Annotated in this window: 19 protein-coding genes and 1 pseudogene; 13 read left to right on the top strand and 7 right to left on the bottom strand. The window is 72.4% G+C overall.

Going from position 1 to position 25286, the window contains the following annotated elements:
- The first annotated feature begins 17 nt into the window (after positions 1-17).
- The 3 genes from cydD to BLV72_RS51070 all read left to right on the top strand — a co-directional run bounded on the left by cydD (position 18) and on the right by BLV72_RS51070 (position 7610).
- The gene (gene cydD / locus BLV72_RS16505) at positions 18-3791 is read left to right on the top strand and encodes a thiol reductant ABC exporter subunit CydD (protein WP_093463135.1); all 3774 of its coding nucleotides are present in this window, start codon (positions 18-20) and stop codon (positions 3789-3791) included.
- 772 nt (positions 3792-4563) lie between these two features.
- Positions 4564-6234 (top strand): GAF domain-containing sensor histidine kinase, encoded by a 1671-nt coding sequence (locus tag BLV72_RS16500; protein ID WP_093463133.1) that lies wholly within the window; start codon positions 4564-4566, stop codon positions 6232-6234.
- 536 nt (positions 6235-6770) lie between these two features.
- Positions 6771-7610, top strand: a complete 840-nt coding sequence (locus tag BLV72_RS51070; RefSeq protein ID WP_093463132.1) for a hypothetical protein — start codon at positions 6771-6773, stop codon at positions 7608-7610.
- Between the two features lie 72 nt (positions 7611-7682).
- On the opposite strand, the gene BLV72_RS16490 is transcribed toward BLV72_RS51070, so the two are convergent.
- The gene (locus tag BLV72_RS16490) at positions 7683-8576 is read right to left on the bottom strand and encodes an HAD family hydrolase (protein ID WP_425288381.1); all 894 of its coding nucleotides are present in this window, start codon (positions 8574-8576) and stop codon (positions 7683-7685) included.
- Between the two features lie 188 nt (positions 8577-8764).
- On the opposite strand from BLV72_RS16490, the gene BLV72_RS16485 reads away from it, so the two are divergent.
- From BLV72_RS16485 to BLV72_RS16450, 8 genes and pseudogenes are all read left to right on the top strand, one after another.
- On the top strand, positions 8765-9673 hold the full coding sequence (locus tag BLV72_RS16485) for an LLM class flavin-dependent oxidoreductase (RefSeq protein WP_093463129.1): 909 nt from the start codon (positions 8765-8767) through the stop codon (positions 9671-9673).
- A 113-nt stretch (positions 9674-9786) separates the two neighbouring features.
- Positions 9787-10695: a zinc metalloprotease HtpX gene (gene htpX, locus BLV72_RS16480; RefSeq protein WP_093463127.1), complete on the top strand. Its 909-nt coding sequence runs from the start codon at positions 9787-9789 to the stop codon at positions 10693-10695.
- A gap of 2 nt (positions 10696-10697) precedes the next feature.
- Positions 10698-11281, top strand: a pseudogene (gene pspAB / locus BLV72_RS16475) (PspA-associated protein PspAB).
- Positions 11282-11512: 231 nt separating this feature from the next.
- A complete protein-coding gene (locus tag BLV72_RS16470; RefSeq protein ID WP_093463126.1) occupies positions 11513-12076 on the top strand; it encodes a hypothetical protein in 564 nt (187 codons plus the stop codon).
- A 115-nt stretch (positions 12077-12191) separates the two neighbouring features.
- The gene (locus tag BLV72_RS16465) at positions 12192-13271 is read left to right on the top strand and encodes an ABC transporter ATP-binding protein (protein ID WP_093463124.1); all 1080 of its coding nucleotides are present in this window, start codon (positions 12192-12194) and stop codon (positions 13269-13271) included.
- Positions 13261-14160: a hypothetical protein gene (locus BLV72_RS16460; protein WP_093463123.1), complete on the top strand. Its 900-nt coding sequence runs from the start codon at positions 13261-13263 to the stop codon at positions 14158-14160. Before BLV72_RS16465 ends, BLV72_RS16460 begins: the two co-directional genes overlap by 11 nt.
- Complete coding sequence (locus tag BLV72_RS16455) at positions 14157-15083, top strand: ABC transporter ATP-binding protein (protein WP_059143685.1); 927 nt, start codon at positions 14157-14159, stop codon at positions 15081-15083. The genes BLV72_RS16460 and BLV72_RS16455 overlap by 4 nt, the downstream gene beginning before the upstream one ends.
- 15 nt (positions 15084-15098) lie before the next feature.
- A complete protein-coding gene (locus BLV72_RS16450; RefSeq protein ID WP_093463122.1) occupies positions 15099-15827 on the top strand; it encodes an ABC transporter permease subunit in 729 nt (242 codons plus the stop codon).
- A 436-nt stretch (positions 15828-16263) separates the two neighbouring features.
- On the opposite strand, the gene BLV72_RS16445 is transcribed toward BLV72_RS16450, so the two are convergent.
- The 4 genes from BLV72_RS16445 to BLV72_RS16430 form a co-directional block, all read right to left on the bottom strand.
- A complete protein-coding gene (locus BLV72_RS16445) occupies positions 16264-17556 on the bottom strand; it encodes a CynX/NimT family MFS transporter (protein WP_093463120.1) in 1293 nt (430 codons plus the stop codon).
- 69 nt (positions 17557-17625) lie between these two features.
- Positions 17626-18336, bottom strand: a complete 711-nt coding sequence (locus BLV72_RS16440; protein WP_093463119.1) for a FadR/GntR family transcriptional regulator — start codon at positions 18334-18336, stop codon at positions 17626-17628.
- A 109-nt stretch (positions 18337-18445) separates the two neighbouring features.
- Positions 18446-19195 carry a hypothetical protein gene (locus BLV72_RS16435; RefSeq protein ID WP_093463117.1) on the bottom strand — a complete coding sequence of 250 codons (750 nt, stop codon included), beginning with the start codon at positions 19193-19195 and terminating at the stop codon, positions 18446-18448.
- 314 nt (positions 19196-19509) lie between these two features.
- Positions 19510-21054 carry an MFS transporter gene (locus tag BLV72_RS16430; RefSeq protein ID WP_093463116.1) on the bottom strand — a complete coding sequence of 515 codons (1545 nt, stop codon included), beginning with the start codon at positions 21052-21054 and terminating at the stop codon, positions 19510-19512.
- A 172-nt stretch (positions 21055-21226) separates the two neighbouring features.
- On the opposite strand from BLV72_RS16430, the gene BLV72_RS16425 reads away from it, so the two are divergent.
- Both BLV72_RS16425 and BLV72_RS16420 read left to right on the top strand, forming a co-directional pair.
- Positions 21227-22231, top strand: a complete 1005-nt coding sequence (locus tag BLV72_RS16425; RefSeq protein ID WP_093463115.1) for an Lrp/AsnC family transcriptional regulator — start codon at positions 21227-21229, stop codon at positions 22229-22231.
- 200 nt (positions 22232-22431) lie between these two features.
- Entirely contained in the window at positions 22432-22881 is a 450-nt protein-coding gene (locus BLV72_RS16420; RefSeq protein WP_059143679.1) for a phospholipase, read from the top strand.
- Between the two features lie 80 nt (positions 22882-22961).
- On the opposite strand, the gene BLV72_RS16415 is transcribed toward BLV72_RS16420, so the two are convergent.
- On the bottom strand, positions 22962-23819 hold the full coding sequence (locus tag BLV72_RS16415) for an HAD family hydrolase (protein WP_093463113.1): 858 nt from the start codon (positions 23817-23819) through the stop codon (positions 22962-22964).
- A complete protein-coding gene (gene serS / locus BLV72_RS16410; protein WP_093463112.1) occupies positions 23816-25093 on the bottom strand; it encodes a serine--tRNA ligase in 1278 nt (425 codons plus the stop codon). The genes BLV72_RS16415 and serS overlap by 4 nt, the downstream gene beginning before the upstream one ends.
- Positions 25094-25286 lie beyond the last annotated feature (193 nt).

Genomic DNA, 25286 nt, shown 5'->3' with positions numbered 1-25286 from the left:
CGGGTGGTGTGTTTCACGTGAAACCAATCGACCCCCGGCTGCTGCGGTACGCGCGGGCCACTCGGTTCTTCCTCATCGCCTCCGTGGCGCTGGGCCTGGCCGGAGCGGGTCTGGTCATCGCGCAGGCGATGCTGATCGCCGAGATCGTGGTGGGCGCCTTCCAGCGGGGCGAGGACGTGGGGGCGCTGACGCTTCCGCTGGGGCTGCTGGCGCTGGTCGCCGTCGGCCGGGCCGCCATCTCCTGGCTGACCGAGCTGGCCGCCCATCGGGCCGGTGCGGCGGTCAAGTCGGAGTTGCGGCTGCGACTGGTGGAACGGGCCGTGCGGCTCGGCCCGAGCTGGCTGGACTCCCAGCGGACCGGTGAGCTCACCACCCTCGCCACCCGGGGCATCGACGCGCTGGACGACTACTTCGCGCGCTATCTGCCCCAGTTGGGGCTGGCCGTGGTGGTGCCGGTGGCGGTGCTCGCCCGGATCGTCACCGCGGACTGGATCTCCGCGCTGATCATCATCGCCACCCTGCCGTTGATCCCGCTGTTCATGATGCTCATCGGCTGGGCCACCCAGTCCCGGATGGACCGCCAGTGGCGGCTGCTGTCCCGGCTGTCAGGGCACTTTCTCGATGTCGTCGCCGGACTGCCGACCCTCAAGGTCTTCGGCCGGGCGAAGGCCCAAGCCGCCTCGATCCGCGCGATCACGGCCGACTACCGGCGGGCCACGCTCAAGACGCTGCGGCTGGCCTTTCTGTCCTCCCTGGCCCTGGAACTGCTCTCCACCGTGTCGGTCGCCCTGGTCGCGGTCGACATCGGCATGCGGCTGGTGCACGGCGAGATGGACCTCTTCACCGGGCTGGTGGTGCTGGTGCTCGCCCCTGAGGCGTATCTGCCACTGCGGCAGGTGGGCGCGCAGTACCACGCGGCGGCGGAGGGGCTGGCGGCGGCGGACGAGGTGTTCGCGGTGCTGGAGCGCGAGCCCTCGAACACGGGCGGTTCGCCGGCCCTCGATGGCCGGGCGGCCCCCGATGCCCGGAGCGCCGCGCTCACGCTGGACGGGCTGGTGGTCCGCCACCCCGGGCGCAGCGAACCGTCCCTCGCCCGGACCTCATTCGAGATCCGCCCGGGGGAGACGGTCGCCGTCGTGGGCCCCAGCGGTGCCGGGAAGTCGACGCTGCTGAACGCCGTGCTGGGCTTCGCGACACCGGACGAGGGCCGAGTGCGGATCGGGGGCCGCGACCTGGCCGCGCTGGACCCGGAGAGCTGGCGGCGCCAGATCGCCTGGGTGCCCCAGCGCCCGTATCTCTTCGCCGGGACGATCGCGGAGAACGTCCGGCTGGCCCGGCCGGACGCCGATGACGCGGCGGTACGGGCCGCCCTGCGGGACGCGGACGCGCTGCGCTTCGTCTCCGCGCTGCCGGACGGGATCGAAGCCCGGCTCGGCGAGATGGGCGCGGGGCTCTCCGCGGGCCAACGGCAGCGGGTCGCCCTGGCGCGCGCCTTCCTGGCCGACCGGCCGGTGCTGCTGCTGGACGAGCCGACGGCGAATCTGGACGGCGAGACGGAGGCGTCGGTCGTCGAGGCGGTGCGGCGGCTGGCCGAGGGCCGCACGGTGCTGCTGGTGGTCCACCGCCCGGCGCTGCTTCCACTGGCCGACCGCGTGCTGCGGCTGCCGGGGGCGGACGCTTCTGGTGGGCTGGGCCTTCTGCGGGATGCTTCGGGTGGGCCGGGCCTCTTGCCGGACGCTTCTGGTGGTCCGGACCCTCTGTCGACCGCTTCTGGTGGGCCGGTCCTTCTGCCCGATGCTTCGGGTGGGCCGGACCTCCTGCCCGCCGCTTCTGGTGGACCGAGCCACCTGCCCGACGTTTCCGGTGGACCTGCCCTCCTGCCCGCCGCTGGGCGCGAGTTGGCGGTGAGCGGCGTGCGCCCGGGGCCGACCGTCTCTGTCCGGCCCGTGACCGCGCCGGGCGGATCGGTCCCGTCGCATCGCTCGGCCGCACATCCGCGCCGGGGTGCGCTGGCGCGGGTGCGGGGCGCCGCACGTGGCGGGCGCGGCCGGTTCGGGCTGGCGCTGCTGCTCGGGAGCCTCGCCCTGCTGAGCGCGGTCGGGCTGATGGCGGTCTCCGGTTGGCTGATCTCCCGGGCCGCGCAGCAGCCGCCCGTCCTCTATCTGATGGTGGCCGTCACCGCGACCCGGGCGTTCGGGATCGGCCGGGCCGTCTTCCGCTACGCCGAGCGCCTGGTCTCGCATGACGCCGTGCTGCGGGTGCTGGCCGAGCTGAGGGTCGCCGTCTACCGGCGGCTCGAGCGGCTGGCGCCCGCGGGGCTCGGCCGGACGCGCCGCGGCGATCTGCTCTCCCGGCTGGTGGCCGATGTGGACGCCGTCCAGGACTACTTCCTGCGCTGGCTGCTGCCCGTCGGCACCGCGCTGACCGTCGGCGCGGCCTCGGTGGGCTTCCTCACCTGGGTGCTGCCCGAGGCCGGGGCCGTGCTGGCGGCGGGGCTGCTGGTGGCGGGGGTCGCGGTGCCCGTCGTGTCCGGGGCGCTCGCGCGACGGGCGGAGCGCCGACTGGCACCGGCGCGCGGTGCCCTGTCGGCGCAGATCGTCGATCTGCTCGCGGGGGCCGCCGAGTTGACCGTCGCGGGCGCGCTGCCGCGCCGGCTGGACAGGGTGCGCCGGGCCGATGGGGTGCTCACCCGGATCGCCCGGCGGGCGGCGGCCGCCGCAGGCACCGGTGCCGGGCTGTCCGCACTGGTCTGCGGGCTGACCGTGGCGGCCGCGGCGTGGGTGGGCGTGCCGGCCGTGACCGACGGCCGGATCCACGGGGTGTGGCTGGCGGTCGTGGTGCTGACCCCGCTCGCCGCCTTCGAAGCCGTCGCGGGGCTGCCGCTCGCGGTGCAGCACCGGCAGCGGGTGCGGCGGGCCACGGAGCGGGTGTACGAGGTGCTGGACGAGCCGCTTCCGGTGCGCGAGCCCGACGAGGCGCGGCGCGAGGAGGCGCCCGGTGCGCCCTATCCGCTGGTGCTGCGCGGGATCACCGCCCGCCACCCCGGCCAGGGTGCCCCCGCGCTGGACGGGTTCGGTCTGGAGCTGCGGCCGGGCCGCCGGGTCGCGGTCGTCGGCCCGTCGGGGGCGGGCAAGAGCACGCTCGCCCAAGTGATGCTCCGCTTCCTGGACACCGAGGGCGGCACCTACACGCTGGCGGGCCGGGACGCTGCCGCCCTGGACGGGGACGCGGTGCGGCGGCTCGTCGGTCTCTGCGCCCAGGACGCCCATGTCTTCGACAGCTCGCTGCGCGAGAACCTGCGGCTGGCCCGCCCAGGCGCGAGCGATGACGAGCTTCGCGCGGCGCTGGCCAGGGCCCGGCTGCTGGACTGGGTGGACGGACTGCCGGACGGCCTGGACACGCTCGTCGGCGAGCAGGGCGCACGCCTCTCCGGCGGCCAGCGGCAGCGGCTGGCACTGGCCCGCGCGCTGCTGGCGGACTTCCCGGTGCTGGTGCTGGACGAACCGGCCGAGCACCTGGACCTGCCCACAGCCGACGCGCTGACGGCCGACCTGCTGTCGGCGACCCAGGGGCGCACCACCGTCCTGATCACGCACCGGCTGGCGGGCCTGGACGCGGTGGACGAGGTGATCGTGCTCGACGGGGGCCGGGCCGTCCAGCGCGGGACGTACGGAGAACTGGCCTCGGCCGACGGGCCGTTCCGCCGGATGCTGGAGCGCGAGGCCGTGGAGTGCGGAGCCATGGAGGGCGGAGCCCTGGTGGGCACCGGGCACCCGGGCGCCGGGCACTAGGGCGCGGACACCGGGGCGCTGGCTAGGCGGCTCTGTCCGGCGGATCGTCGCAGACCCGCGACCGCCTGGCCCGGCGACCCCGGCTAGGGCTGGGAGGCGCCTCCCCGGCACCGCTGGGGGCGCCCTCCGACACCGCTGTGAGGCGCCCCCGGTAGCAGACGGCGAGGGCTACGGCACGAGCTCTCGCGGTCTACGGCGCCAGATAGGCGCGGGGTCCGGCAGCAGACTGCGTGGGCCTGGGCAACGGTCGCAGCGGGCCCCGGCGCCAGCCCGCGGCAGCCACGGCACCAGCTGCCGTGGGCTGCGGCACCAGGTGGGCGCGGGGTCCGGCGCCAGGCGGCGCGGGCTCCCGGTAACGGTCGCAGCCGGCCGCGGCGCCAGCTGTCGCGGGCTACGGCGCCAGAGGGGCCCGGGGCCAGGCACCGGACGGCGCGGGCCTCCGCGCCCGCCCGCAGCGGGGCACGGCGCCAGCTGTCGTGGGCTACGGCGCCTGCTGTCGCGGGGTTACGCGCCAGACCGCCGCGGGTCCGGCAGGAGACGGCGTGGGGCCTCGGCAACGGTCGACGCGGGCCACGGCGCCAGCTCGCAGCAGCCACGGCACCAGCTGCCCCTGGGTTACGGCGCCAGCCTCAGCGGGCCTCGGGCCTCGCGGTGCCAGCCGCTTGGTGTCGCAGGCGGCAGTCGACCGTTGCGCAGGCGACGAAGATCCACCGGACAGGGGTCAGCGCGAGCAGAGCGGCGTTCATGTGTGCCATTCATTAGGCTCGACGGCATGGCGGCCGCTGCGCCCTCCCCCGATCCCCTGGACGTGGCCGCGGAGGCGACCCGGGGTCTGCGTGGGCTGTCCACCGAGCTCACGGCGCGGCTGCCGCGGCTGCTGGAGGCGATGCGTTCGCTCGGCGACGGGCCGGACGCGCATACCGTCCTCGACCGGATCGTGCGCACCGCGGCCGAGCTCGTGGGCGCCCGCTGCGCCGCGATCGGGGTGCACCACGCCGACGGCCATGCCGCCGGAGGTCAGGGCCTGGCCGATGTAGTCACCTACGGCGGCACCGAGACCGACCGGGAGCGGTGTGCGGAGTTGCCGGCCGACGCACTGCGCACCGGTACGCCGTCGGCCGACCGGCCGCCGGGCTCGTATCTCAGCCTTCCGCTGCGGGTCGGGGAGGAGGTCTTCGGCACCCTCTGCCTTGCCGGGAAGCGGGACGGCGGTCCGTTCACCGAGTCCGACCGGCATCTGGTCGAGGTGCTGGCGACCGAGGCGGGGATCGCCATCGGCCACACCCGCGTCCAGGGGGCCACCCGGCAGCGCGAGCGCTGGATCGAGGGCTCGGTGGCGGTCACCCAGGCGCTGCTGTCCGGCGGTGCCGGGGAAGGGCCCGCCGTGGTTGCCGAGAAGGTCCGGGAACTCGCGGACGCGGTGGTGGGGATCGTGCTGCTGCCGGAAGAGGGCGAGGGCGGGCTGAAGGTCGCGGCGGTGGCCGCCGATGAGCGGTCCGGGCTGCTCGGCACCGTACTGCCGGCTCGCTCCCCGGCCGTGCCGAGGCTGCTGGCCGGTCAGCCGGTCGTCATCGAGGACCCGGCCACCGACCCGCTGCTCGGCACCGGCGTCCCCGGGCGCTACGGGCCGAGCCTGATGGTCCCGCTGAGCAGCGGGGACCGGGTGGTCGGCGTGCTGGCCACCGCGCGCGAGCGCGGCGCCAGCCCGTTCACCGCCACCGAGCGCACCCTGGCCGCCCAGTTCGCGGCGCAGGCGGCGGTCGCGCTGGTGCTCGCCGAGGCGCAGCGCGACCGGGAGCGGCTCGCGGTCCTCGAGGAGCGCGACCGGATCGCCCGCGATCTCCATGACCTCGTCGTCCAGCGGCTCTTCGCGACCGGGATGCTGCTGGAGAGCGCGGAGCGCCAGTTGGACGCGCCGGAGGTGCGGGAGCGGATCGAGCGGGCCGTCGAGGAACTGGGCGCCACCATCCAGGAGGTGCGGACGGCGATCTACGCGCTGCAGCAGACCCCGCCGGAGACGCCGCCCGGGCTGCGCGGCCGGGTGCTGCGGGAGGTCAGGGCGGCCGCCGTGCCGCTGGGCTTCCAGCCGTCCCTGACCTTCGTGGGCCCGGTGGACTCCCGGGTCGGCACGGCGACCGGCGCCCATCTCGTCGCGGCGCTGCGCGAGGCGCTGTCCAACGCCTTCCGGCACGCGCGGGCGGAGCGGATCGAGGTGGTCGTGGACGCCACCGGGCGGCTTGCGGACGGGCGACCGTCGGTGCGGCTGACGGTCGCGGACGACGGGGTGGGCGTGCCCGCGGGCGGGCGGCGGAGCGGTCTGACGAACCTGGTGCGGCGGGCCGAGGCGCTGGGCGGGTCGAGCGGCGTCGGGCCCGGGCTCGGGGAGGGCGGGCGCGGTACGACGGTGGTGTGGGAGGCGCCGCTGCCGAGCGAGGGCGCTTGACGCCGCTGTGCGTCTGATGCCGCCGTACGTCTGACGCCGCTGTGCGTCTGATGCGGCTGTGCGTCTGGCGTCGCCGTAGCCTGACGCCGCTGTGCATCTGGTGGTGGGCTGTGTGCCTGCGTCTGCCGTGCGTGTGACGTCGCCGTGCGACTGCGTCTGCCGTACGCGTGATGGCGCGGTACGCCTGCGGCTGCCATACGCGTGACGCCGCCCAGCGCCTGACGGCGGGCCGCGTGCCTGCGTCTGCCGTCGTGCGCCTGACGCAGCCGTACACCTACGTCTGCCGCACTCGTGACGCGTCGCCGCCGGGCGAGGGTGATGCCCGGCGGGCCGCTGTGTGCCCGACACGCCGCTGTGGGGCGCTGGTTGTCGCTCGCCCGGCCCAACGCCTCACCTACGCGGGCCAACTAGCGCGCCGTCGGAGTGCGGGTCGTGGTGGCCGACGGTGGGATGAGGCTCGCGGGCCGTTCGGACCTTCGTATCCCATCGCCCTCCGCGACAGATGTTGGCCCGCCCGCGGGGAAGGAAGTCATGACGTGAACAGCCAGAGTCCCACTCCCAAGCGATCCCGGACACGCCGCCGGGTCCTTTTCGCCACCCTTGCTGCGGCGAGCCTCACCGGCCAGGTGCTGACCATGTCCCCCGCCGCACAGGCGGACGACACTCTGGGCGGCGGCCGTCCCCAGCCGCCCCGGCCGCCGTCCATCATCCACGGGGTCCAGGAGTTCACCACGGACGGCACCTTCACGCCTCCCGCGGGCGTCACCTCGGTGCACATCCAGGCGTGGGGAGCGGGCGGCGGTGGCGGCGGCGGTGGTGGCGGCGCCAGCGCCACGGCGACCGGCGCCGGCGGCACTGGCGGTGGCGGCGGATCCGGCGGCTTCACCTGGTGCGTCATCCCGGTGACGCCCTTCGCCACCTACACGGTGGACCTGGGCACCGGTGGTGGCGCCGGTACCGGCGGTCCCGGCGGCACCGGCACCGCTGGTGCCGGAGGTGCCGGTGGCACCGGTGGCAATGGTGGCGCGACGTCCCTGGTCTCCACCACCGGTACCCAGCTCATCGCCGGTGGCGGCACGGGCGGCACGGGCGGTGGCGGCGGATCGGCCGCTCCGGGCACTCCGGGCACCGGCGGCACCGGTGGCACCGGCGCCTGCAACAGCTTCTCCGCGGTGAACCGCACCGGTGAGAACGGGGCGTCCGGTGCCGACGGCGGCGCGGGCGGCGACGCGGTCGACGGCATCGTCGAGCTGCCCCCGACGAACACCAGCGCGGGCGGCGACGGCGGCGTCGGCGGCCCCGGTGGCAACACCCCGGGCAGCGCGGGCGCCCCCGGTACCGCCGGCGGCAACGGCTACCTGGTCTTCTTCTGGTAAACGCGGTTGGTGAACGCGGTCGTGCGAACCGCCGCCCCCCGGCCCCACGGCCGGGGGGCGGTCGCGTGCGCTTCAGCCCGTCAGGGTCCGCTCGACGATCCGCTCGATGACGGCGGCGACGCCGTCCTCGGTGTTGGCGTCCGTGCGGTGGGTGGTCGCGGCGAGCACATCCGGATGGGCGTTGGCCATCGCGTAGGAGGTGCCCGCCCACATCAGCATCTCCAGGTCATTGGGCATATCGCCGAACGCCACGACCTCCGCGGCGGAGATCCCGCGCTCGGCACAGCACCGGGCCAGAGTGCTGGCCTTGCTGACCCCGAGCCCGCTGACCTCCAGCAGGGCGGACGGGCTGGAGCGGGTGAAGTCGCCGTAGGTCCCGGCCACCGAGCGGGCCAGCCGGAGGAAGGCGTCGGGCGCCAGCTCGGGGTGGTGGGCGAGCAGCTTGAGGACCGGCATGTCGGCGTGCGCGAATCCGTCGTGCAGCAGCTTCTCGGCGGGGGCGACGATCGCGCCCGGGTCGAGATGGAACGGCGGGTACTCCGGTTCGTAGAAGATCCCGCCGCTGCGCTCGATCGCGAAGGACGTGCCGGGGGCCGCCTCGCGCAGCGCCTCGACGACGGCGAGGGCCTGGCCGGCGGCGAGCGGGCGGACCTCGATCGGCAGCCCGCCCCGGTGCAGATCGACCACGGCGGCGCCATTGGCGCAGATCGCCAGGCCGTGGCCGTGCACATGGGCGCTGACGACGTCCATCCAGCGGGCCGGGCGGCCGGTGACGAAGAACACCTCGATGCCCGCCCGCTCGGCCGCCGCGAGCGCCGCCACGGTGCGGTCGGAGACCGTCTTGTCGTCCTGCAGCAGGGTGCCGTCGAGGTCGGTGGCGATCAGCCGGGGCCGGGCCGGGGCGGGGTGGGAAGGCTCTGGGGCCGGGGTGTTCGGCCGCTCGGTCGCAGGGGTCACGGCAACCATCCTCCCGCATATGCCGCTCAGCGGTGCCGGGGCTGTGCTCGGGTGGGACCTTGGGCGCCGTCACCGGACGTCCCGAGGCGCCGTCCCAGGTGTCCCGCCCGTACGGCGTTGACATCGGTGCGGCGCTGATATCGGTGCGACGTCGACATCGGTGCGGCGTTGTCACACCCACCGCTTAGGCTCGCCCCATGCGAGTGAGCACCGTGATCCTGCCCGTCTACCGCTGGTCCGAGCGCGGCCGGGAGATATGGCAGCGCGCCGAGGAGCTGGGTTTCCACGCGGCGTACACCTATGACCACCTGTCCTGGCGCAGCTTTCGCGACGGGCCCTGGTTCGGGGCGGTCCCCACGCTGACGGCGGCCGCGGCGGCGACCTCCCGGCTGCGGCTGGGCACCCTGGTCACCTCCCCGAACTTCCGGCATCCGGTGACGCTGGCCAAGGAGCTGATCACGCTGGACGACGTGTCCGGCGGGCGGATCACGCTCGGCATCGGCGCGGGCGGTTCCGGCTTCGACGCGACGGCGCTGCTGCGGGGCGACGAGGAGCCGTGGTCGCCCCGGGAGCGGGCGGACCGCTTCGGCGAGTTCGTCGAGCTGCTCGACCGGCTGCTGACGCATGATGTGGTGACGCACGAGGGCACCCACTACAGCGCCCACGAGGTGCGCAACATCCCCGGCTGTGTGCAGCGGCCGCGGCTGCCGTTCGCGGTGGCCGCCACCGGTCCGCGCGGACTGCGGCTCGCGGCGCGCTACGGCCAGGCGTGGGTGACCACGGGCGACCCGAAGATCTCCGAGACCGGCACCCCGGCCGATTCGCTGGCCGCCATCGCGGGTCAGATCGAGCGGCTGGGGCAGGCGTGCGCGGCGGCCGGACGGGACACCGGCGAGCTCGACAAGATCATGCTCACCGGTTTCACCCCGGAGGCCACAGGGCCGCTGAGCTCGGTGGACGCCTTCGTGGACTTCGCGGGACGCCATGCCGAGCTGGGCATCGACGAGATCGTGCTGCACTGGCCGATCCCCGATTCGATCTTCGCGGCCGACCTCGCGACCTTCGAGAAGATCGCCACCGAGGGCGCGGCACAGATCGCCGGGTAGCGGGTGTGGCGCGCCTTGCCGGATCGCCGAACAAAGGGCAGGGCGCAGATCGCCCTATAAGCGGCAGAATCGGGTATAGAGCCTTTGGCGTCGCGTCACTGGGGAGGCATCCCATGCCGCATACCCGCTATGCCCCCGACCGGGGGCTGACCACCCGCATGGTCACGACGATGTTCTTCATCGGGCTGCTCTATGTGGTCTTCATCGGTGTGCTGCTCGCCCTGTTCAAGGGCGCCTGGCTGCTGATCGTGATCATCGCGGGAGGGCTGTTCGTGGCGCAGTTCTGGTTCAGCGACCGGATCGCGGCGTTCAGCATGGGCGCCCGGGAGGTCACCCCGCAGCAGGCCCCCGAGCTGCACGGTGCGGTGGACCGGCTGTGCGCGCTGGCGGACATGCCCAAGCCGCGGGTGGCCATCGCCGACACCGATGTGCCGAACGCCTTCGCCACCGGCCGCAATCAGCGCAACGCGCTGGTGTGCGCCACCACGGGGCTGCTGCGGCGGCTGGAGCCGGAGGAGCTGGAGGGCGTGCTCGCCCATGAGCTCTCGCATGTGGCGCACCGCGATGTGGCGGTCATGACCATCGCGTCCTTCCTCGGCGTGCTGGCGGGCATCATGACCCGCGCGGCGCTGTGGGGCGGGCTCAGCCGGGGCAGCCGTAACAACAATGTGGGCATCGCGGTGCTGCTCATCCCCCTGATCAGCGCCGTGGTCTATGCGATCAGCTTTCTGCTGACCCGGCTGCTGTCCCGCTACCGCGAGCTGTCCGCCGACCGCGCCGGCGCGCTGCTCACCGGGCGCCCCTCGGCGCTCGCCGCCGCGCTGACCAAGGTGACGGGGCAGATGGCCCGGATCCCGACCAGGGATCTGCGCAAGGTGGAGCCGTTCAACGCCTTCTTCTTCGCGCCCGCGCTCTCCGGGGAGAGCGTCAGCCGGCTGTTCTCCTCGCATCCGACGCTGGAGCGGCGGCTCGACCAGCTCGCCCGCATCTCCACCCAGCTCGGCCAGGCGGGAAGGGGCTGAGCGTGAGGATCTTGGACGCCATCCTGGGCCGCAGCAAGCCGGTGCGCCCCGACCTCGACCGGCTCTTCGGGCTCCCGGGGGCCGCGGTCAGCCTGGAGGCGGGGCGGGGTTCACCCCGACCGGGCGGGGCTCGGTCTGTTTCGCGAGCGTGGAGGGCGGCGCGTTCTCCCAGCTCCAGCGGGATGTGCGGGAGCTGCTGGACGCGGACACGGACCGGGGCGGAGTGCCCGTGGAGTTCAGCCAGGACGCGTACGGCTACACCTGGCTGCTGGCCCGGCAGCCGCCGGACGATGTGCCCGCCCTGGTGAACGATCTGCACGCGGTCAATTCGCTGCTCCAGGACGGCGGGTTCGGCCCTCAGCTGCTGTGCTCGCTGATCGGATTCCAGGACCCGGCGGGGCGTTCGCTCGCGCTGGTCTATCTCTACAAGCGCGGCACCTTCTACCCCTTCGCGCCGCTGCCGGGCGTCGCGGAGAAGCGGGACAACGCGCTGGAGCTCCAGATGCGGGCGCTGCTCGGGGACGATCTGCGGATCGAGGAGGACCTGAGCCGCTGGTTCCCGGTCTGGGGCGCACCGGGTCTCTAGCGGCCCGGCTCAACGGGCTTCCAGCGGCCCATCTCCGCCCGGATGAACCGGCCCCACTCGCTCCGGATGAACCGGCCCGACCTGCCCCCGATGCAGCGGCCCAACTCCCCCCGGTGCAAAGGCGAATCCACGGACCGGACAGGCCCTCAGGCATAGGAATGGGCTCGCGGGGCACCTTCTACCTTCGACATCGCATGCCGGAAGGTGACCTGACGCCCGGGGGAGGGCCGAATGAACTACTTGCGCGGCTTCATCCCATGGATCGCCCTCGCGGTCGTGTCGACACTCGGCTGGCAGTGGGGCGCCCTGGCCGGGCTGGTGCTGGGTGGCGCGATGCTGGTGCGGGCCCGTAAGGCGGGCATGGCGGCCGACGCCCTCATCCTGGAGTGCAGCACGGTGGCCTTCTTCACCGCGCTGACGATCTGGGCCTTCGCCCGGCCGGACAGTGGACTCAAGGACTACATCGGGGCGCTGGCGCTGAGCTGGCTCGCCGTCACCGCCTGGACGACGCTCGCCGTGGGACGGCCCTTCACCACCGGTGTCGCCCGCCGCCAGGCACCGCCCGAGGTGTGGGACACCTATGTGTTCAAGCGGATCAATGTGGTGATCACCCGCGCCTGGTCCACCGCCTTCACCCTCTCCGCCGCGGCCATGGTCGTGGTGATCTCCGCCGGTCTGGGCATGGTGGCGGCGCTCACGGTCCAGTTCGCGGGGTTCGTCCTTCCGGCCCTGTTCACCGCGTGGTACCCAGGGTGGGCACGGTCGCGTCTCACACCGGCCGCACACCGGGCATAAGCCCCCGGAATACCTGTGGATACCCGGGGTAACCCCCGCCCGTCGGGGTCCTTCCCCTACGGGCGCGTCAGACCCGAGGACGAGGGGAATCCCACCGTCAGGAGTGACGCCGCTTGTGGCTCACACCACTACGGTCGAACACGTGACTGTGATCGCCACCGAAAGTCTGAGCAAGCGGTTCCCCCGCGTCACCGCGCTCGACCGGCTCTCCGTCGACATCGCACCAGGAGTAACTGGCCTGGTGGGTGCGAACGGCGCCGGTAAGTCCACGCTGATCAAGATCCTGCTCGGGTTGTCCCCCGCCAGCGAGGGCCGCGCTTCCGTGCTCGGTCTCGATGTGGCCAAGGACGGCAGCGCCATCCGCGAAAGCGTCGGCTATATGCCCGAGCACGACTGTCTGCCGCCCGATGTCTCGGCGACCGAGTTCGTCGTCCACATGGCGCGCATGTCCGGGCTGCCGCCCTCCGCCGCCCGTGAGCGCACGGCCGACACGCTGCGCCATGTCGGCCTGTACGAGGAGCGATATCGCCCGATGGGCGGCTACTCCACGGGCATGAAGCAGCGGGTCAAGCTGGCCCAGGCGCTGGTGCACGACCCCCGCCTGGTCCTGCTGGACGAGCCGACCAACGGCCTGGACCCGGTCGGCCGCGATGAGATGCTCGGCCTGATCCGTCGCGTCCACACCGACTTCGGCATCTCGGTCCTGGTCACCTCGCATCTGCTCGGCGAGCTGGAGCGCACCTGTGACCACGTCGTGGTCATCGACGGCGGCAAGCTGCTCCGCTCCAGCTCCACCAGTGACTTCACCCAGGCGACGGCCTCGCTCGCGGTCGAGGTGACCGACACCACCGACCACCCCGACGGCACCAAGGCGCTGCGCACCGCCCTCGACCGGGCCGGGCTCACCGTCCAGCCCGTCGGCCGCGAGGCCGACGGGACGCCCGGCTCCGACCATGTGCTGCTGGTCGATGTCGCGAGCGAGGAGACGTACGACACGGTCCGCGACACCATCGCCGACCTCGGCCTCGGCCTGGTCCGCATGGAGCAGCGCCGCCACCGCATCGCGGAGATCTTCCGGTCCGACGACGATGCGGACGCCTCGGATGCCCCGGACGCCCCGGACGGCACGGAGAAGCCCGCAGGACCGGCCGGCGCAAGCGCACACGGGAACGGAGGTGCCGTCGATGCCGCCTGAGACCGTGACCCAGCAGCGTGCCGACGTCATTCACAACATCGGCTATCGCCACTACGACGGCCCGCGCCTCGGCCGCGCCTACGCCCGCCGCTCGCTCTTCTCCCAGAGCCTGCGCGGCGCCTACGGCCTCGGCCGCTCGGCGAAGTCCAAGGTGGCGCCGATGCTGCTGTTCGCCGTGATGTGCATGCCCGCCGCGATCATCGTCGCGGTGGCCATCGCCACCAAGGTGGACGAGCTCCCCGTCGAGTACACCCGCTACGCGATCATGCTGCAGGCCGTGATCGGCCTGTACACCGCCTCCCAGGCGCCACAGTCCGTCTCCCGGGACCTGCGCTTCAAGACGGTCCCGCTCTACTTCTCGCGGCCCATCGAAACGATGGACTATGTGGTGGCCAAGTTCGCCGCCATGGCCTCGTCGCTGTTCATCCTCACCGGCGCGCCCCTGCTGATCCTCTACGTCGGGGCACTGCTCGCCAAGCTGGACTTCGCCGATCAGACGAAGGGCTTCGCACAAGGACTGATCTCCGTGGCTCTGCTCTCGCTTCTCTTCGCCGGCATCAGCCTGGTCGTCGCCGCGCTCACCCCGCGCCGCGGCTTCGGCGTCGCCGCCGTCATCGCCCTGCTGACCATCTCCTACGGCGCGGTGTCCGCCGTCCAGGCCATCGCGTGGGACCAGGGCAGCACCGGCCCGGTGAGCTGGATCGGGCTGTTCTCGCCGATCACCATCATCGACGGGGTGCAGACGGCCTTCCTCGGTGCCACCTCCTCCTTCCCCGGCGGGGTCGGCCCCGGCACCGGAACCGGGCTCGTCTACATCCTCGTTCTCCTCGGCCTGATCGCCGGCTCGTACGGGCTGCTGATGCGCCGCTACCGAAAGGTCGGCCTGTGACCACGATCGCCATCGACAACGTCTCCCGCTGGTTCGGGAACGTCGTGGCCGTCAACGACGTGACCATGAACATCGGCCCCGGTGTCACCGGGCTCCTCGGCCCCAACGGCGCCGGCAAGTCCACCCTCATCAACATGATGGGCGGCTTTCTGGCCCCCTCCACCGGGTCCGTGACCCTGGACGGCGCCCAGATCTGGCGCAATGAGCAGGCCTACCGCCACATCGGCATCGTCCCCGAGCGCGAGGCGATGTACGACTTCCTCACCGGCCGCGAGTTCGTGATCGCCAACGCCGAGCTGCACGGGCTGCCCGATCCGCGTGGTGCCGCCCGTAAGGCGCTCGACACCGTCGAGATGGACTACGCGGGCTCCCGGAAGATCGCCACGTACAGCAAGGGCATGCGGCAGCGCGTGAAGATGGCCTCCGCGCTGGTGCACGAGCCGTCGGTGCTCCTCCTGGACGAGCCGTTCAACGGCATGGACCCCCGGCAGCGGATGCAGCTCATGGATCTGCTGCGGCGGATGGGCGCGGAGGGCCGCACCGTGCTGTTCTCCTCGCACATCCTCGAGGAGGTCGAGCAGCTGGCGGCGCATATCGAGGTGATCGTCGCGGGACGGCACGCCGCCTCCGGCGACTTCCGCAAGATCCGCCGGCTGATGACGGACCGTCCGCACCGCTATCTCGTACGGTCCAGCGACGACCGCGCGCTCGCGGCCGCCCTGATCGCCGACCCGTCGACCACCGGTATCCAGGTCGACGCGAGCACCGGTGCCGACGGCGGACTGCACATCCAGGCGGTCGACTTCGCCCGCTTCACCGAACTGCTGCCCCGGGTCGCCCGTGACCAGCACATCCGGCTCCTCACGGTCTCGCCCTCCGACGAGTCCCTGGAAAGCGTCTTCTCCTACCTCGTCGCGGCCTGAAAGGAGCCCATAGCGATGTCCTCGCTCTACCACCCCACCGTCGCACGGCTCACCTACCGGGCCCTGCTCGGCCGCCGCCGGGCGCTGATCCTCTTCTCACTCCCCGGTCTGCTGCTGCTGATCTCGATCGCCGTACGGCTGCTCACCGGAGCCGACGACGAGACGGCCGACGCGATCCTCGGCGGCTTCGCGATGGCCACCATGGTCCCGCTGATCGGCGTGATCGCCGGTACGGGCGCGATCGGCCCGGAGATCGACGACGGCTCCGTCATCTATCTGCTGGCCAAGCCGGTGAAGCGGCCGACGATCATCTTCACCAAGCTGATCGTGGCGATCGGCGTCACGGTCGCCTTCTCCGCGATCCCCACCCTGCTCGCGGGCTTCCTGCTGAACGGCAACGCCAATCAGCTGGCCGTCGGCTACGCCGTCGCCGCCGCCGTGGCCTCGGTCGCCTACAGCGCGGTCTTCCTGCTGCTGGGCACCGTGACCCGGCATGCGGTGATCGCGGGTCTTGTCTACGCCCTGGTGTGGGAGACGTTCTTCGGCAACCTGGTGGCCGGGGCCCGCAAGCTCAGCGTCCAGCAGTGGGCGCTGGCGCTCGGGCAGAAGGTCGCGGACGGCGATGTGATCACGTCGGATGTCGGCCTGACGACCGGCGTCATCCTGCTGCTGGTCGTGACCGTGGCCGCGACCTGGTTCGCGGGCCGCAAGCTGCGCACGCTGACCCTCGCGGGGGAGGAGTGACCACCGGCGTGACCGGCGTGACTTGCGCGGCCCGCGTGACCCGCGTGAGGTGACGCCCGGCGCCCGGGGGTTCGTGTACGCCTTACGGGCGCCAGGGGCGCGTACGCGCCTTAGGGCGCCCTGGAGTTCGTGCCCGCCTTACGGCGTCCAGGAGTTTGTGCCCGCCTTACGGCCGCCACCGTGCAGGGACGGCGGAGCGGCCGCCCGTTGTCTCCGCGGTGGCGGCGGTTGTCGTGACGGCCGCCGCCGCGGCGTGTCCGGGGCCGCGTTGGCCTGGCCCAGGGCGGAGGCCACGGCCGCGGACGAACCGAGCAGGACGGTCGCGCGATGAGACCGGGAGTGGCGGCGGGAGTTGTCGGCCGGCCCTCCGTGGCCTGAGGACCGGCTGTGAAGGCGTGCGCCGCTCAGACTCGAGCCGTTCGGCCCTCGGGGCCGCTCAGGACCGGATCTTGCGGTCGCGTCCCGCGCCGAGGCCCAGCGCCGCCAGCACCCCGCACACCGCCAGCATCAGCGTGAGCGGCAGCCCCCAGCCGCCGATGGTCTGGTGCACCACGCCGAGCGCCAGAGGGCCCACCGCGGCCAGCAGATAGCCCCAGGTCTGCGCCATACCGGACAGCCGCGCGGAGGTGTGGGCGTCCCCGGTCCGCAGCACCATCATGGTCAGCGCGAGCCCCACGGCCCCGCCCTGTCCGACGCCGATCAGCGTCGCCCAGACCCACGCCCCGGCGACGGGAGCCACCAGCAGGCCCGCGATCCCGGCGCCCATCAGCGCCGCGACCGCGACGGCCAGTATCCGCTGGGAGCGCATCCGTCCGGCGAGGGTGGGCACCACGAACGAACCGACCATCTGCAGCATGGTGCTGAAGGCGAACACCAGCCCGGCCGTGTTCTTGCTCATGCCGTGGTCGGTGAAGATCGTCGGCAGCCAGGCGATGCAGACGTACGCGATCGACGACTGCAACCCCATGAACAGCGTGACCTGCCAGGCCAGCGGGGAGCGGCTCAGCCTCGGCTCCGCCTCCGGTGTCGTCCTTACGGGCGTCGCCGCGGGCTCACCGTGGTGCGTTCCGCGCCGTGCGAGCACCGTCTGGGGTATCCAGACCAGCGCCGCGACCGCCGCCAGCAGCGACCAGGAGGCGAGCGACCCCTGCCAGCCGCCGAGCGCGTTCTCCAGGGGCACGGCGGAGGCGGCGGAGACCGTCGCCCCGCCGATCATCGAGGTGGTGTAGAGCGCGGTCATCCCGGCGGCCCGGTGCGGGAAGTCCCGCTTGACCAGGCCCGGCATCAGCACATTGAGGAACGCGATCCCGCTGCCGACGAGGGCGCCCCCGGCGAAGAGCGTCATTACGGGCGGTGCCACGCGCAGCAGGATGCCGCCGATCAGCAGCGCCAGCGCGCTCAGCAGCACCGCCTCGGTGCCCCAGCGCCGGGCGAGCCGGGGCGCGAAGGGCGAGGCCAGGCCCATGAAGATCAACGGAATGGTCGTCACCAGGCTGCTCATGGTCGCGGACAGCCCGAAGTGGCCGCTGATCTCGCCGAGCAGCGGGGAGACCCCGGCGAGCGCGGCCCGCATGTTGAGCGACGCCAGCACGATGCCGATCAGGAGAAGGGCGGGGTGGGCCCGCAGGGTGCGCCGCGCGGCGGCCACCTCGGGGGTCGGCCGCAGATCCGTCTCGGCGTCCACGAGCAGGGGTTCGGCCTCGGGGCCGGGGGTGTGCGGGCGTGGCAAGAAGAGCTCCGTTCCGGTGGTGCGTGGTGGGGGTGGTCCGGGTCGCGGTGAGGCCCGCCGAGAGGGGGCTCAGCCGGTGGCGAGCAGGGCTTCGATGGCGCGTTTCGGCGCCTCCAGCAGCGCCCGCGCCGCCGCCTCGGCGGCCGCCGGGTCGCCGGAGGCGATGGCGTCGACCAGGGCGCGGTGGTCGGCTGGGACGATGCTCGGCACCTCGCGGTCGCCGAGCGAGGCCACCAGCGAATCGCGGACCGAGCTGCTGAACCAGCCATAGGTCGCACTCAGCGCGGCGTTGTGCGCGGCCTCGACCACGGCGGTGTGGAACTCCAGGTCCTGGGCGGCGTGCAGCTCATGATGGCCATCCGCGGGCCGCTCCCCGGCCTGCCCGAACGCCTCGAGCGACTCCAGCGCCGCCCGCATCCGCCGCAGATCGTCGGGGCTGTGCCGGAGCGCGGCCAGCCGCGCACCCTCCGCCTCCAGCGCGATACGCAGCTCCAGCACGTCCCGGATCCCGGCGCGCCGTACACCCCGCATGACCTCGGCGGGGTCGGTCGTGGAGACCACGAAGGTGCCCTCGCCCTGCCGGGACTGCAGCATCCCCGCGTGCACGAGGACGCGAACCGCCTCGCGGACCGTGTTCCGGCCGACCTGGAGCTGTTCGGCGAGGGCATGCTCGGTGGGCACGCGGTCGCCGACCTCCCACTCACCCTCGGCGAGCTGCGCCCGCAGCTGCTCCACCACGGAGTCGACCAACGACTGCCGCCCAGCCGCCCGCAACGCCATCCCTCTCGGCTCCCTCACTCGATTCACCCGGTTGCCCAGTCATCCTACAACTCGCCGGAAAGCCCGGTGGGCAGGGCGTCCACCCCACCCACCGAGCTCCTCCGATCCGCTATCCGCGCCGCCGCTTGGCGCGCCGCGCCCGCCGCTGGACCGACTCGGCCTTGAGTGTGGCGACGTCCCTGCGGACCTCGGTCATGTCCTCACCGAGATCGCAGAGCCGCTCGCTCATGGCACAGATGACCCGCCCGTGCGCGTCGAGCCGCCGGTCCATGCCGTCCAGCCGAGCGGAGACCCTGGCCATCCATGGCGCCAGCTCGCGCAGCGTGGAACCGACATCCGCCAGACACGCTTCGACGGCGTCGAGGCGGCTGCCGATCGGCCCGGCCAGCACCCGCTCGGTGAGGATCCGTTCGAGCGGGAGCTGATCCGTTCCGACTTCCGGTCCGCTCCTAGCCGACTCCTCGACTTCGAGCAGATAGTTTCGTACCCGCCTGGCGATATCGCTGTCCCGCAGCAACATCGCGACGTTGAGCACCGCCCGACGGGGGTAGAGGGTGAGGTGGGCGCGGCCCTGTGGATAACTCGAATCTGAAAGGTCCAAGTTGGACCTTTCAAAGACCTGCAGGTCAACGCCTCGAAGGAGGTGCATCCCGTTGCTGTGGAACTCCTCCCGGTGCCGTTTGGCCAGGCTCTTGACGGCTTCTTCCCCAACCTCGAAGTACTCAGCGACCATGCGCGTGGTGATATGCAGCCCATCCGGCAGCATGGTCAGGACCTTGACCTTGTCGAGGACATCCGTCCGTTCGATGACGCTGTCGCGCAGGGCGCGCGACTCCAGTAGTGCGATCTCAGGTGGCATATGTGTGCCTTCCGGTCTGAAATTCGGGTGATGGTCACGCCCCACCAGCCAGGGGCTAGGCCGCCCGTATCCAGGGACCAGGAGCGGAGGCTGCCTACCTCATTCGGACCCAACCGCCGTGACATCGCTGCCCGTCGATCCGTCGCCCGGCCGAGGCTCCAACTCGCGTTGCCTCCGCGCATAACGCGTATATGGAAAAACGATCCGATCGCGTATGGGTTACTCGCACCGCGTGCGTTGACGGACGTCGGCCTCACGCAGCGAAGGGGCGGGCGCCATTGGGCGCCCGCCCCTTGTGACTCGTCCTCCACGGCTCAGGCGTGGATCGGCTCCGCCGGGGATTGCTCCGGGGTCGGCTTCGGGGGTGCTCCGCCGGGGCCGCCGCGGACGACGGCGAGGACCAGCAGGCCCGCCGCCAGGGCCGCGATGCCGGAGATCAGGCAGATGCGGTCGAGTCCGGCCGCGAACGACTCGTGGACGAGGGTGCGTGCCGCGTCCGCGTGGGCCGGGGGTGCGGAGGCGATCACGGCGTCGGCGTGGCCGCCGCTGATGGCCTCGGCGGCCTGTCCGGCCGCCCGGGCCGGGACGGTGCCGCTGTCGTCGACCATGTCCCGTACCCGCGTCGCGAACACCGTGCCCAGGACGGCGATCCCCAGGGCGTAGCCCAGCTGCCGGAAGGTGTTCACCGCGCCGCTGGCCATGCCCGCCCGCTCCGGTGGGGCCGAGCCGAGGGCCGCCGAGACCAGCACCGGCATGGCCAGGCCGATCCCCAGGCCGGCCAGTGCCAGGCCCGGGACGAAGGCCGTCCAGTCCGCGTCCGGGGTCACCATCGCCGCGTTGACCAGCGCGCCCGCGCCCACCAGCAGCAGGCCGCCGCCGAGCGACCGCCCGGGGGCGACCCGGTCCAGCAGCCGTCCGCCCGCCGCGCCGACGACCAGCGAGACGCCCGCCATCGGCGTCACCGCGAGCCCCGCCTGCACCGGGCTCATCCCCAGCACCGACTGCAGCCACAGCCCGGCGTAGGTGAGGTAGGGGAAGGCCCCCGCCTGCAGCAGCAGGGCCGCGGCCATCAGCACCGCGAACGTCGGGCGGCGCAGCAGCCCCAGGTCCAGCAGCGGCTGCCGCTTTCCGCGCTCCACCGCGGTGAAGGCGAGCAGCGCGATCGCGGCCGTCACCAGCGCGGCGACCGTGCCGGTGTCGGCCCAGCCCTCCTCACCGCCGCGCATCAGCCCGTATGTCAGCGCCCCGGCGAGCACCGTGAACGAGGCGGCGCCCGGCCAGTCGATCCGCACCCCCGGCGCGCCGCGCGACTCCTCGATGGAACGGACCGTGATCCACACCGCGATCGCCGTCAGCGGCAGATTGACCAGGAAGATCGCCCGCCAGTCGACGTATTCGGTGAGCACTCCGCCCAGCACCGGGCCGATCGCCGCGGCCGCCCCGCTCGTACCGCCCCATACCCCGAAGGCGATACCGCGGTCGCGTCCGGAGTATGTCGCCATCAGCAGCGGGGTGTTGGTGGCGAACATGGCCGCCGCTCCCACGCCCTGGACGGCGCGGGCCGCGATCAGCACCCCGGCGTCCGGTGCCAGACCGCAGACCAGGGAGGAGACCGCGAACACCGCGAGGCCGACGACATACAGCCGCCGCCGTCCGAAGAGGTCCGCCGCCGAACCGGCCACCATCAGCAGCGCGGCCAGCGCCAGCGCGTAGATGTCCATCACCCACTGGAGCGAGCTGAAGGACGCGTCCAGTCCCCGCGCCACCTGGGGCAGCGCGGTGTTCACAATCGTGACGTCTATCAACAGCATGAAATTGCCGAGCGTGATGGCGGCGAGCGGCCACCATGATCTGCGCATGACTGACTCCGGGATTCGAAACGTGCCGACAACGTGCCGACAAGGGGACGCGAGGGCCGGCCCCCGATGGCGGCCCGGCGGTCCCCGCGGCTCTTACGGTCGTCCTGGCCGGTCCGCTCCTCCAGCCGGCACCGCTCCGGTGGCGATATCCGACGTCCGCTAGCTTTGTGCGGTGGAATCCGACGCGTACGACGACCTGGACCGGGCGCTGGTGCACGCCCTTCAGCTCGACGGCCGGGCCCCCTTCAGCCGGCTCGCCGAGGTGCTGGGAGTCTCCGACCAGACCGTGGCCCGCCGCTACACCCGGTTGCGGACGAGGGGAGCGATCCGGGTGCTGGGGCTCACCGACCCGGCGGTGGTCGGCGATGTGGTCTGGCTGGTGCGGGTGCGGTGCCTGCCGGACGCCGCGCTGCCGGTGGCCGAGGCGATGGCCCGGCGGACCGACACCTCCTGGGTGCATGTGCTCTCCGACGGCACCGAAGTCGCCGCGTCGACACGGGCGGCGTCCGGCCTGGACAGCGATGCCCTGCTGCTGCGCAAACTCCCGCAGACGCCACGGGTGGTGGGGGTGAGCGCGCACTGCGTGCTGCATGAGTTCTACGGCGGCGAGCAGAGCCTGGTCAACAAGACCGACGCACTGACGGCCGAGCAGGTCCGGCGGCTGCGCCCGCCCGCCGCGGACCGGTCGAAGCAGCCGCGCGGACCGATGGGCGCCGAGGACCGCAAGCTGCTGGACATCCTCGCGCGGGACGGCCGGGCGCCGCTGGCCGAACTGGTCGCCGCCACCGGCTGGTCACAGTCGACGGTGCGCCGCCGGCTGGCGGATCTGCGCGCCGACGGCACCCTGTACTTCGACGTCGACTACACCCACCGGATGTTCCATCAGGGCGTCACCACCACGATGTGGCTGTCCGTAAGGCCGTCGGATCTCGCCGCCACCGGGCAGACGCTCGCGGACCACCCCGAGGTGGCGTTCGCATGTGCGACCACCGGAACGAAGAATCTGATGGCGACCGTGGTCTGCGCCGATGTCCCGGCCCTCTACACCTATCTGACGACCCGCATCGCCGAACTGCCCTCCGTCCTGGACATGGAGACCTCCCCGATCCTCCGACGGGTCAAGGGTCCGGGGCCGCTGCTCACCCCTCCCTCCCGGGTGCCCCGGCGCGCCTCCTGAACGACCCGCTCAGCGGCGGTAGTTGGAGGAAAGTCCGAAACTCTGCTGGTCGAACTCTGTTCATCTCTACGTCGGTGTAGATCTTGACGGTTGTCAGGGACCTGTCCAACTCTTGGCGTGCGCTGGATCACACCGCGCCGCCCCCTGTGCCACAAGCCTTTGAGGGGGCGTCAGAAGTGAAAAAAACGGGAGGAACCCGAATGCGTCGCCTCGTCACGAGTCTCGCAGCCACCGCTGTCACCGCGGCCACCGCCATCGCCCTGGCCGCACCCGCCCAGGCGGCCCCCGCGGACAAGCCGCAGGTCCTCGCCAGCTGGACCCAGACCAGCGCCAGCAGCTACAACACCTGGGTCGCGGCGCGGAACAACCAGGGCGCCTGGGCGGCCTACGGGTTCGACTGGTCCACCGACTACTGCAGCAGCTCGCCCGACAACCCCTTCGGCTTCCCCTTCCAGACCGCCTGCGCCCGGCATGACTTCGGCTACCGCAACCACAAGGCGATGGGCATCTTCGACGCCAACAAGGCACGCATCGACAGCGCCTTCTACGAGGACCTCAAGCGGGTGTGCAGCGCCTACAGCGGTGCCACCAAGACGTCGTGCGACGGCACGGCGTGGACCTACTACCAGGCGGTCAAGGTCTTCGGCTGACCCGTCCTGGACCGGGCTCCCTCGGCGGCGGCCGAGGGAGCCCGGTCCACCGGCGCGTTGCCGTTACCGGCGCCCTGCCGTCATCGGCGTGCCACAGGAAAGAGCCGCTCCAGCACCACGGCGATGCCGTCCTCCGTGTTGGACGCGGTGATCTCGTCGGCGACGGCCTTCAGATCCCGGTGCGCGTTCGCCATCGCGACCCCGTGCTTCGCCCAGCCGAACATCGGGATGTCGTTGGGCATATCGCCGAACGCGATCGCGTCCCCGGCGGTCATCCCCAGCCGGCGCGCGGCCATCGACAGGCCCGTGGCCTTCGTCAGCCCCAGCGGCAGCAGCTCCACCAGCCCGGTACCGGCCATCGTCACCCCGACCAGGCCCCCGGCGGCCGTCCGGGCGGCGTCCGCCAGCGCGTCGTCGTCCAGCTCCGGGTGCTGGATGTAGAGCTTGCTGATGGGCTGCGACCACAGCTCGGCCGGGTCCGTGAACGGCACCAGGGGCATCCCCTCGTGGTCCATCCGGTAGCCCTCGCCGAACAGCACCTCGCCGTCCAGCCCGTCGCGGGCCGCGGCCAGCGACAGCGGGCCGATCTCCGCCTCGATCTTCTCCAGCGCCAGCAGGGCCACCTGGCGGTCCAGTGTGACGGAGGTCAGCAGCCGGTGCTCGCCCGCGTGGTAGAGCTGGGCGCCCTGACCGCACACCGCGAGCCCCTGGTAGCCGAGGTCGTCGAGTATGTGCCGGGCCACCGGGACGGTCCGCCCGGTGACCACGATGTGCGCGGCGCCCGCCGCGGTGGCCGCGGCGAGCGCGTCACGGGTCCGCGCCGAGACGGTGTGGTCGGGGCGGAGCAGCGTCCCGTCGAGATCGGTCGCGACCAGTCGACAGGGGAGCTCGTCCGTCGGTCCGGCGAGCTGCTCGTCCGTCGGTCCGGCGTTCGTCACCGTGCGACCGGTTCCAGGACCTCGCGTCCGCCCAGGAACGGCCGCAGCGCCTCGGGCACCCGCACCGAGCCGTCGGCCTGCTGGTGGTTCTCGAGGATCGCGACGATGGTCCGGGTGACCGCGCACAGCGTGCCGTTGAGCGTGGCCAGCGGACGGACCTTCTTGCCCTCGCGCATCCGGATCGACAGCCGCCGCGACTGGAACTCGGTGGTGTTGGAGGTCGAGGTCAGCTCGCGGTACTTGCCCTGCGTCGGGATCCACGCCTCGCAGTCGAACTTCCGCGTCGCCGACGAGCCCAGGTCACCCGAGGCCAGGTCGACCACCCGGAACGGCAGCTCGAGCGAGGTCAGCCACTGCTTCTCCCAGTCCAGCAGCCGCTGGTGCTCGGCCTCGGCGTCCTCCGGGGTCGTGTAGACGTACATCTCGACCTTGTCGAACTGGTGCACCCGGAAGATCCCCCGGGTGTCCTTGCCGTACGACCCGGCCTCACGGCGGAAGCAGGAGGAGAACCCGGCGTAGCGCCGCGGCAGTTGGTCCGCCTCCAGGATCTCGTCCATGTGGTACGCGGCCAGCGGGACCTCGGAGGTGCCGACCAGGTAGAGGTCGTCCTTGTCGAGGTGGTAGACGTCCTCGGCGGCCTGGCCGAGGAAGCCGGTGCCCTCCATGGCCTTCGGCTTGACCAGCGCCGGGGTGAGCACCGGGGTGAAGCCCGCCGCGGTGGCCTGTGCCATTGCCGCGTTCACCAGTGCGAACTCCAGCAGGGCGCCGATGCCCGTCAGGTAGTAGAAGCGGGAGCCGGAGACCTTGGCGCCGCGCTCGGTGTCGATCGCGCCGAGCAGCTCGCCGAGCTCCAGATGGTCCTTGGGCGCGAAGCCCTCGGCATCGAAGTCGCGCGGGGTGCCGATCGTCTCCAGGACGGTGAAGTCGTCCTCGCCGCCGACCGGGACCGCGGGGTGGACGAGATTGCCCAGCTGGAGCAGGAGCTGCTGGGTCTCCTCCGCGGCCGCGTCCTGCTCGGCGTCGGCCGCCTTGACGGCGGCGGACAGCTCGCCCGCCTTCTTCAGCAGCTCGGCTTTCTCGTCACCGGAGGCCTTGGGGATGAGCTTGCCGAGCGCCTTCTGTTCGGCGCGCAGCTCGTCGAAGCGGACACTGGAGGACCTGCGCCGCTCGTCGGCGGTCAGGAGGGCGTCGACGATGCCGACGTCCTCTCCACGGGCGCGCTGGGAGGCGCGCACACGATCGGGGTCCTCACGGAGCAGGCGAAGGTCAATCACCCCACCAGGTTACCGGTGTGACCTCGGCTGCTCGACGCGATATTCCTTTGCGTCCCGTTTTGCCCTCTTTTGGGGCTGTGGGTAAACCGGGGAATTCCTGTGACGGCCGCCGTCAAGGAATGCCTGTGCATTCCCCGAAAAGGGGCAAAGAGGCGGCGTCGAGTCGACCTTCTTCCCTTGTGCACAGGGTGAG

This window comes from Streptomyces melanosporofaciens, from assembly GCF_900105695.1.
In the GTDB taxonomy this organism is placed as follows: Bacteria; Actinomycetota; Actinomycetes; order Streptomycetales; family Streptomycetaceae; genus Streptomyces; species Streptomyces antimycoticus.
The sequence above is the reverse complement of the archived record's forward strand: the minus strand, read 5'-3'. Positions and strand labels throughout refer to the sequence as shown.

Bases quoted from the DNA above. Each gene is read 5' to 3' on its own strand.
- BLV72_RS16470 (WP_093463126.1), top strand. From the start codon at position 11,513: ATGAACTACTTGCGCGGCTTCATCCCATGGATCGCCCTCGCGGTCGTG.
- BLV72_RS16440 (WP_093463119.1), bottom strand. From the start codon at position 18,336: ATGGCGTTGCGGGCGGCTGGGCGGCAGTCGTTGGTCGACTCCGTGGTG.
- BLV72_RS16490 (WP_425288381.1), bottom strand. From the start codon at position 8,576: ATGGTTGCCGTGACCCCTGCGACCGAGCGGCCGAACACCCCGGCCCCA.
- BLV72_RS16460 (WP_093463123.1), top strand. From the start codon at position 13,261: ATGCCGCCTGAGACCGTGACCCAGCAGCGTGCCGACGTCATTCACAAC.
- BLV72_RS16450 (WP_093463122.1), top strand. From the start codon at position 15,099: ATGTCCTCGCTCTACCACCCCACCGTCGCACGGCTCACCTACCGGGCC.
- BLV72_RS16485 (WP_093463129.1), top strand. From the start codon at position 8,765: ATGCGAGTGAGCACCGTGATCCTGCCCGTCTACCGCTGGTCCGAGCGC.
- htpX (WP_093463127.1), top strand. From the start codon at position 9,787: ATGCCGCATACCCGCTATGCCCCCGACCGGGGGCTGACCACCCGCATG.
- BLV72_RS16420 (WP_059143679.1), top strand. From the start codon at position 22,432: ATGCGTCGCCTCGTCACGAGTCTCGCAGCCACCGCTGTCACCGCGGCC.
- BLV72_RS16500 (WP_093463133.1), top strand. From the start codon at position 4,564: ATGGCGGCCGCTGCGCCCTCCCCCGATCCCCTGGACGTGGCCGCGGAG.
- BLV72_RS16435 (WP_093463117.1), bottom strand. From the start codon at position 19,195: ATGCCACCTGAGATCGCACTACTGGAGTCGCGCGCCCTGCGCGACAGC.
- BLV72_RS16430 (WP_093463116.1), bottom strand. From the start codon at position 21,054: ATGCGCAGATCATGGTGGCCGCTCGCCGCCATCACGCTCGGCAATTTC.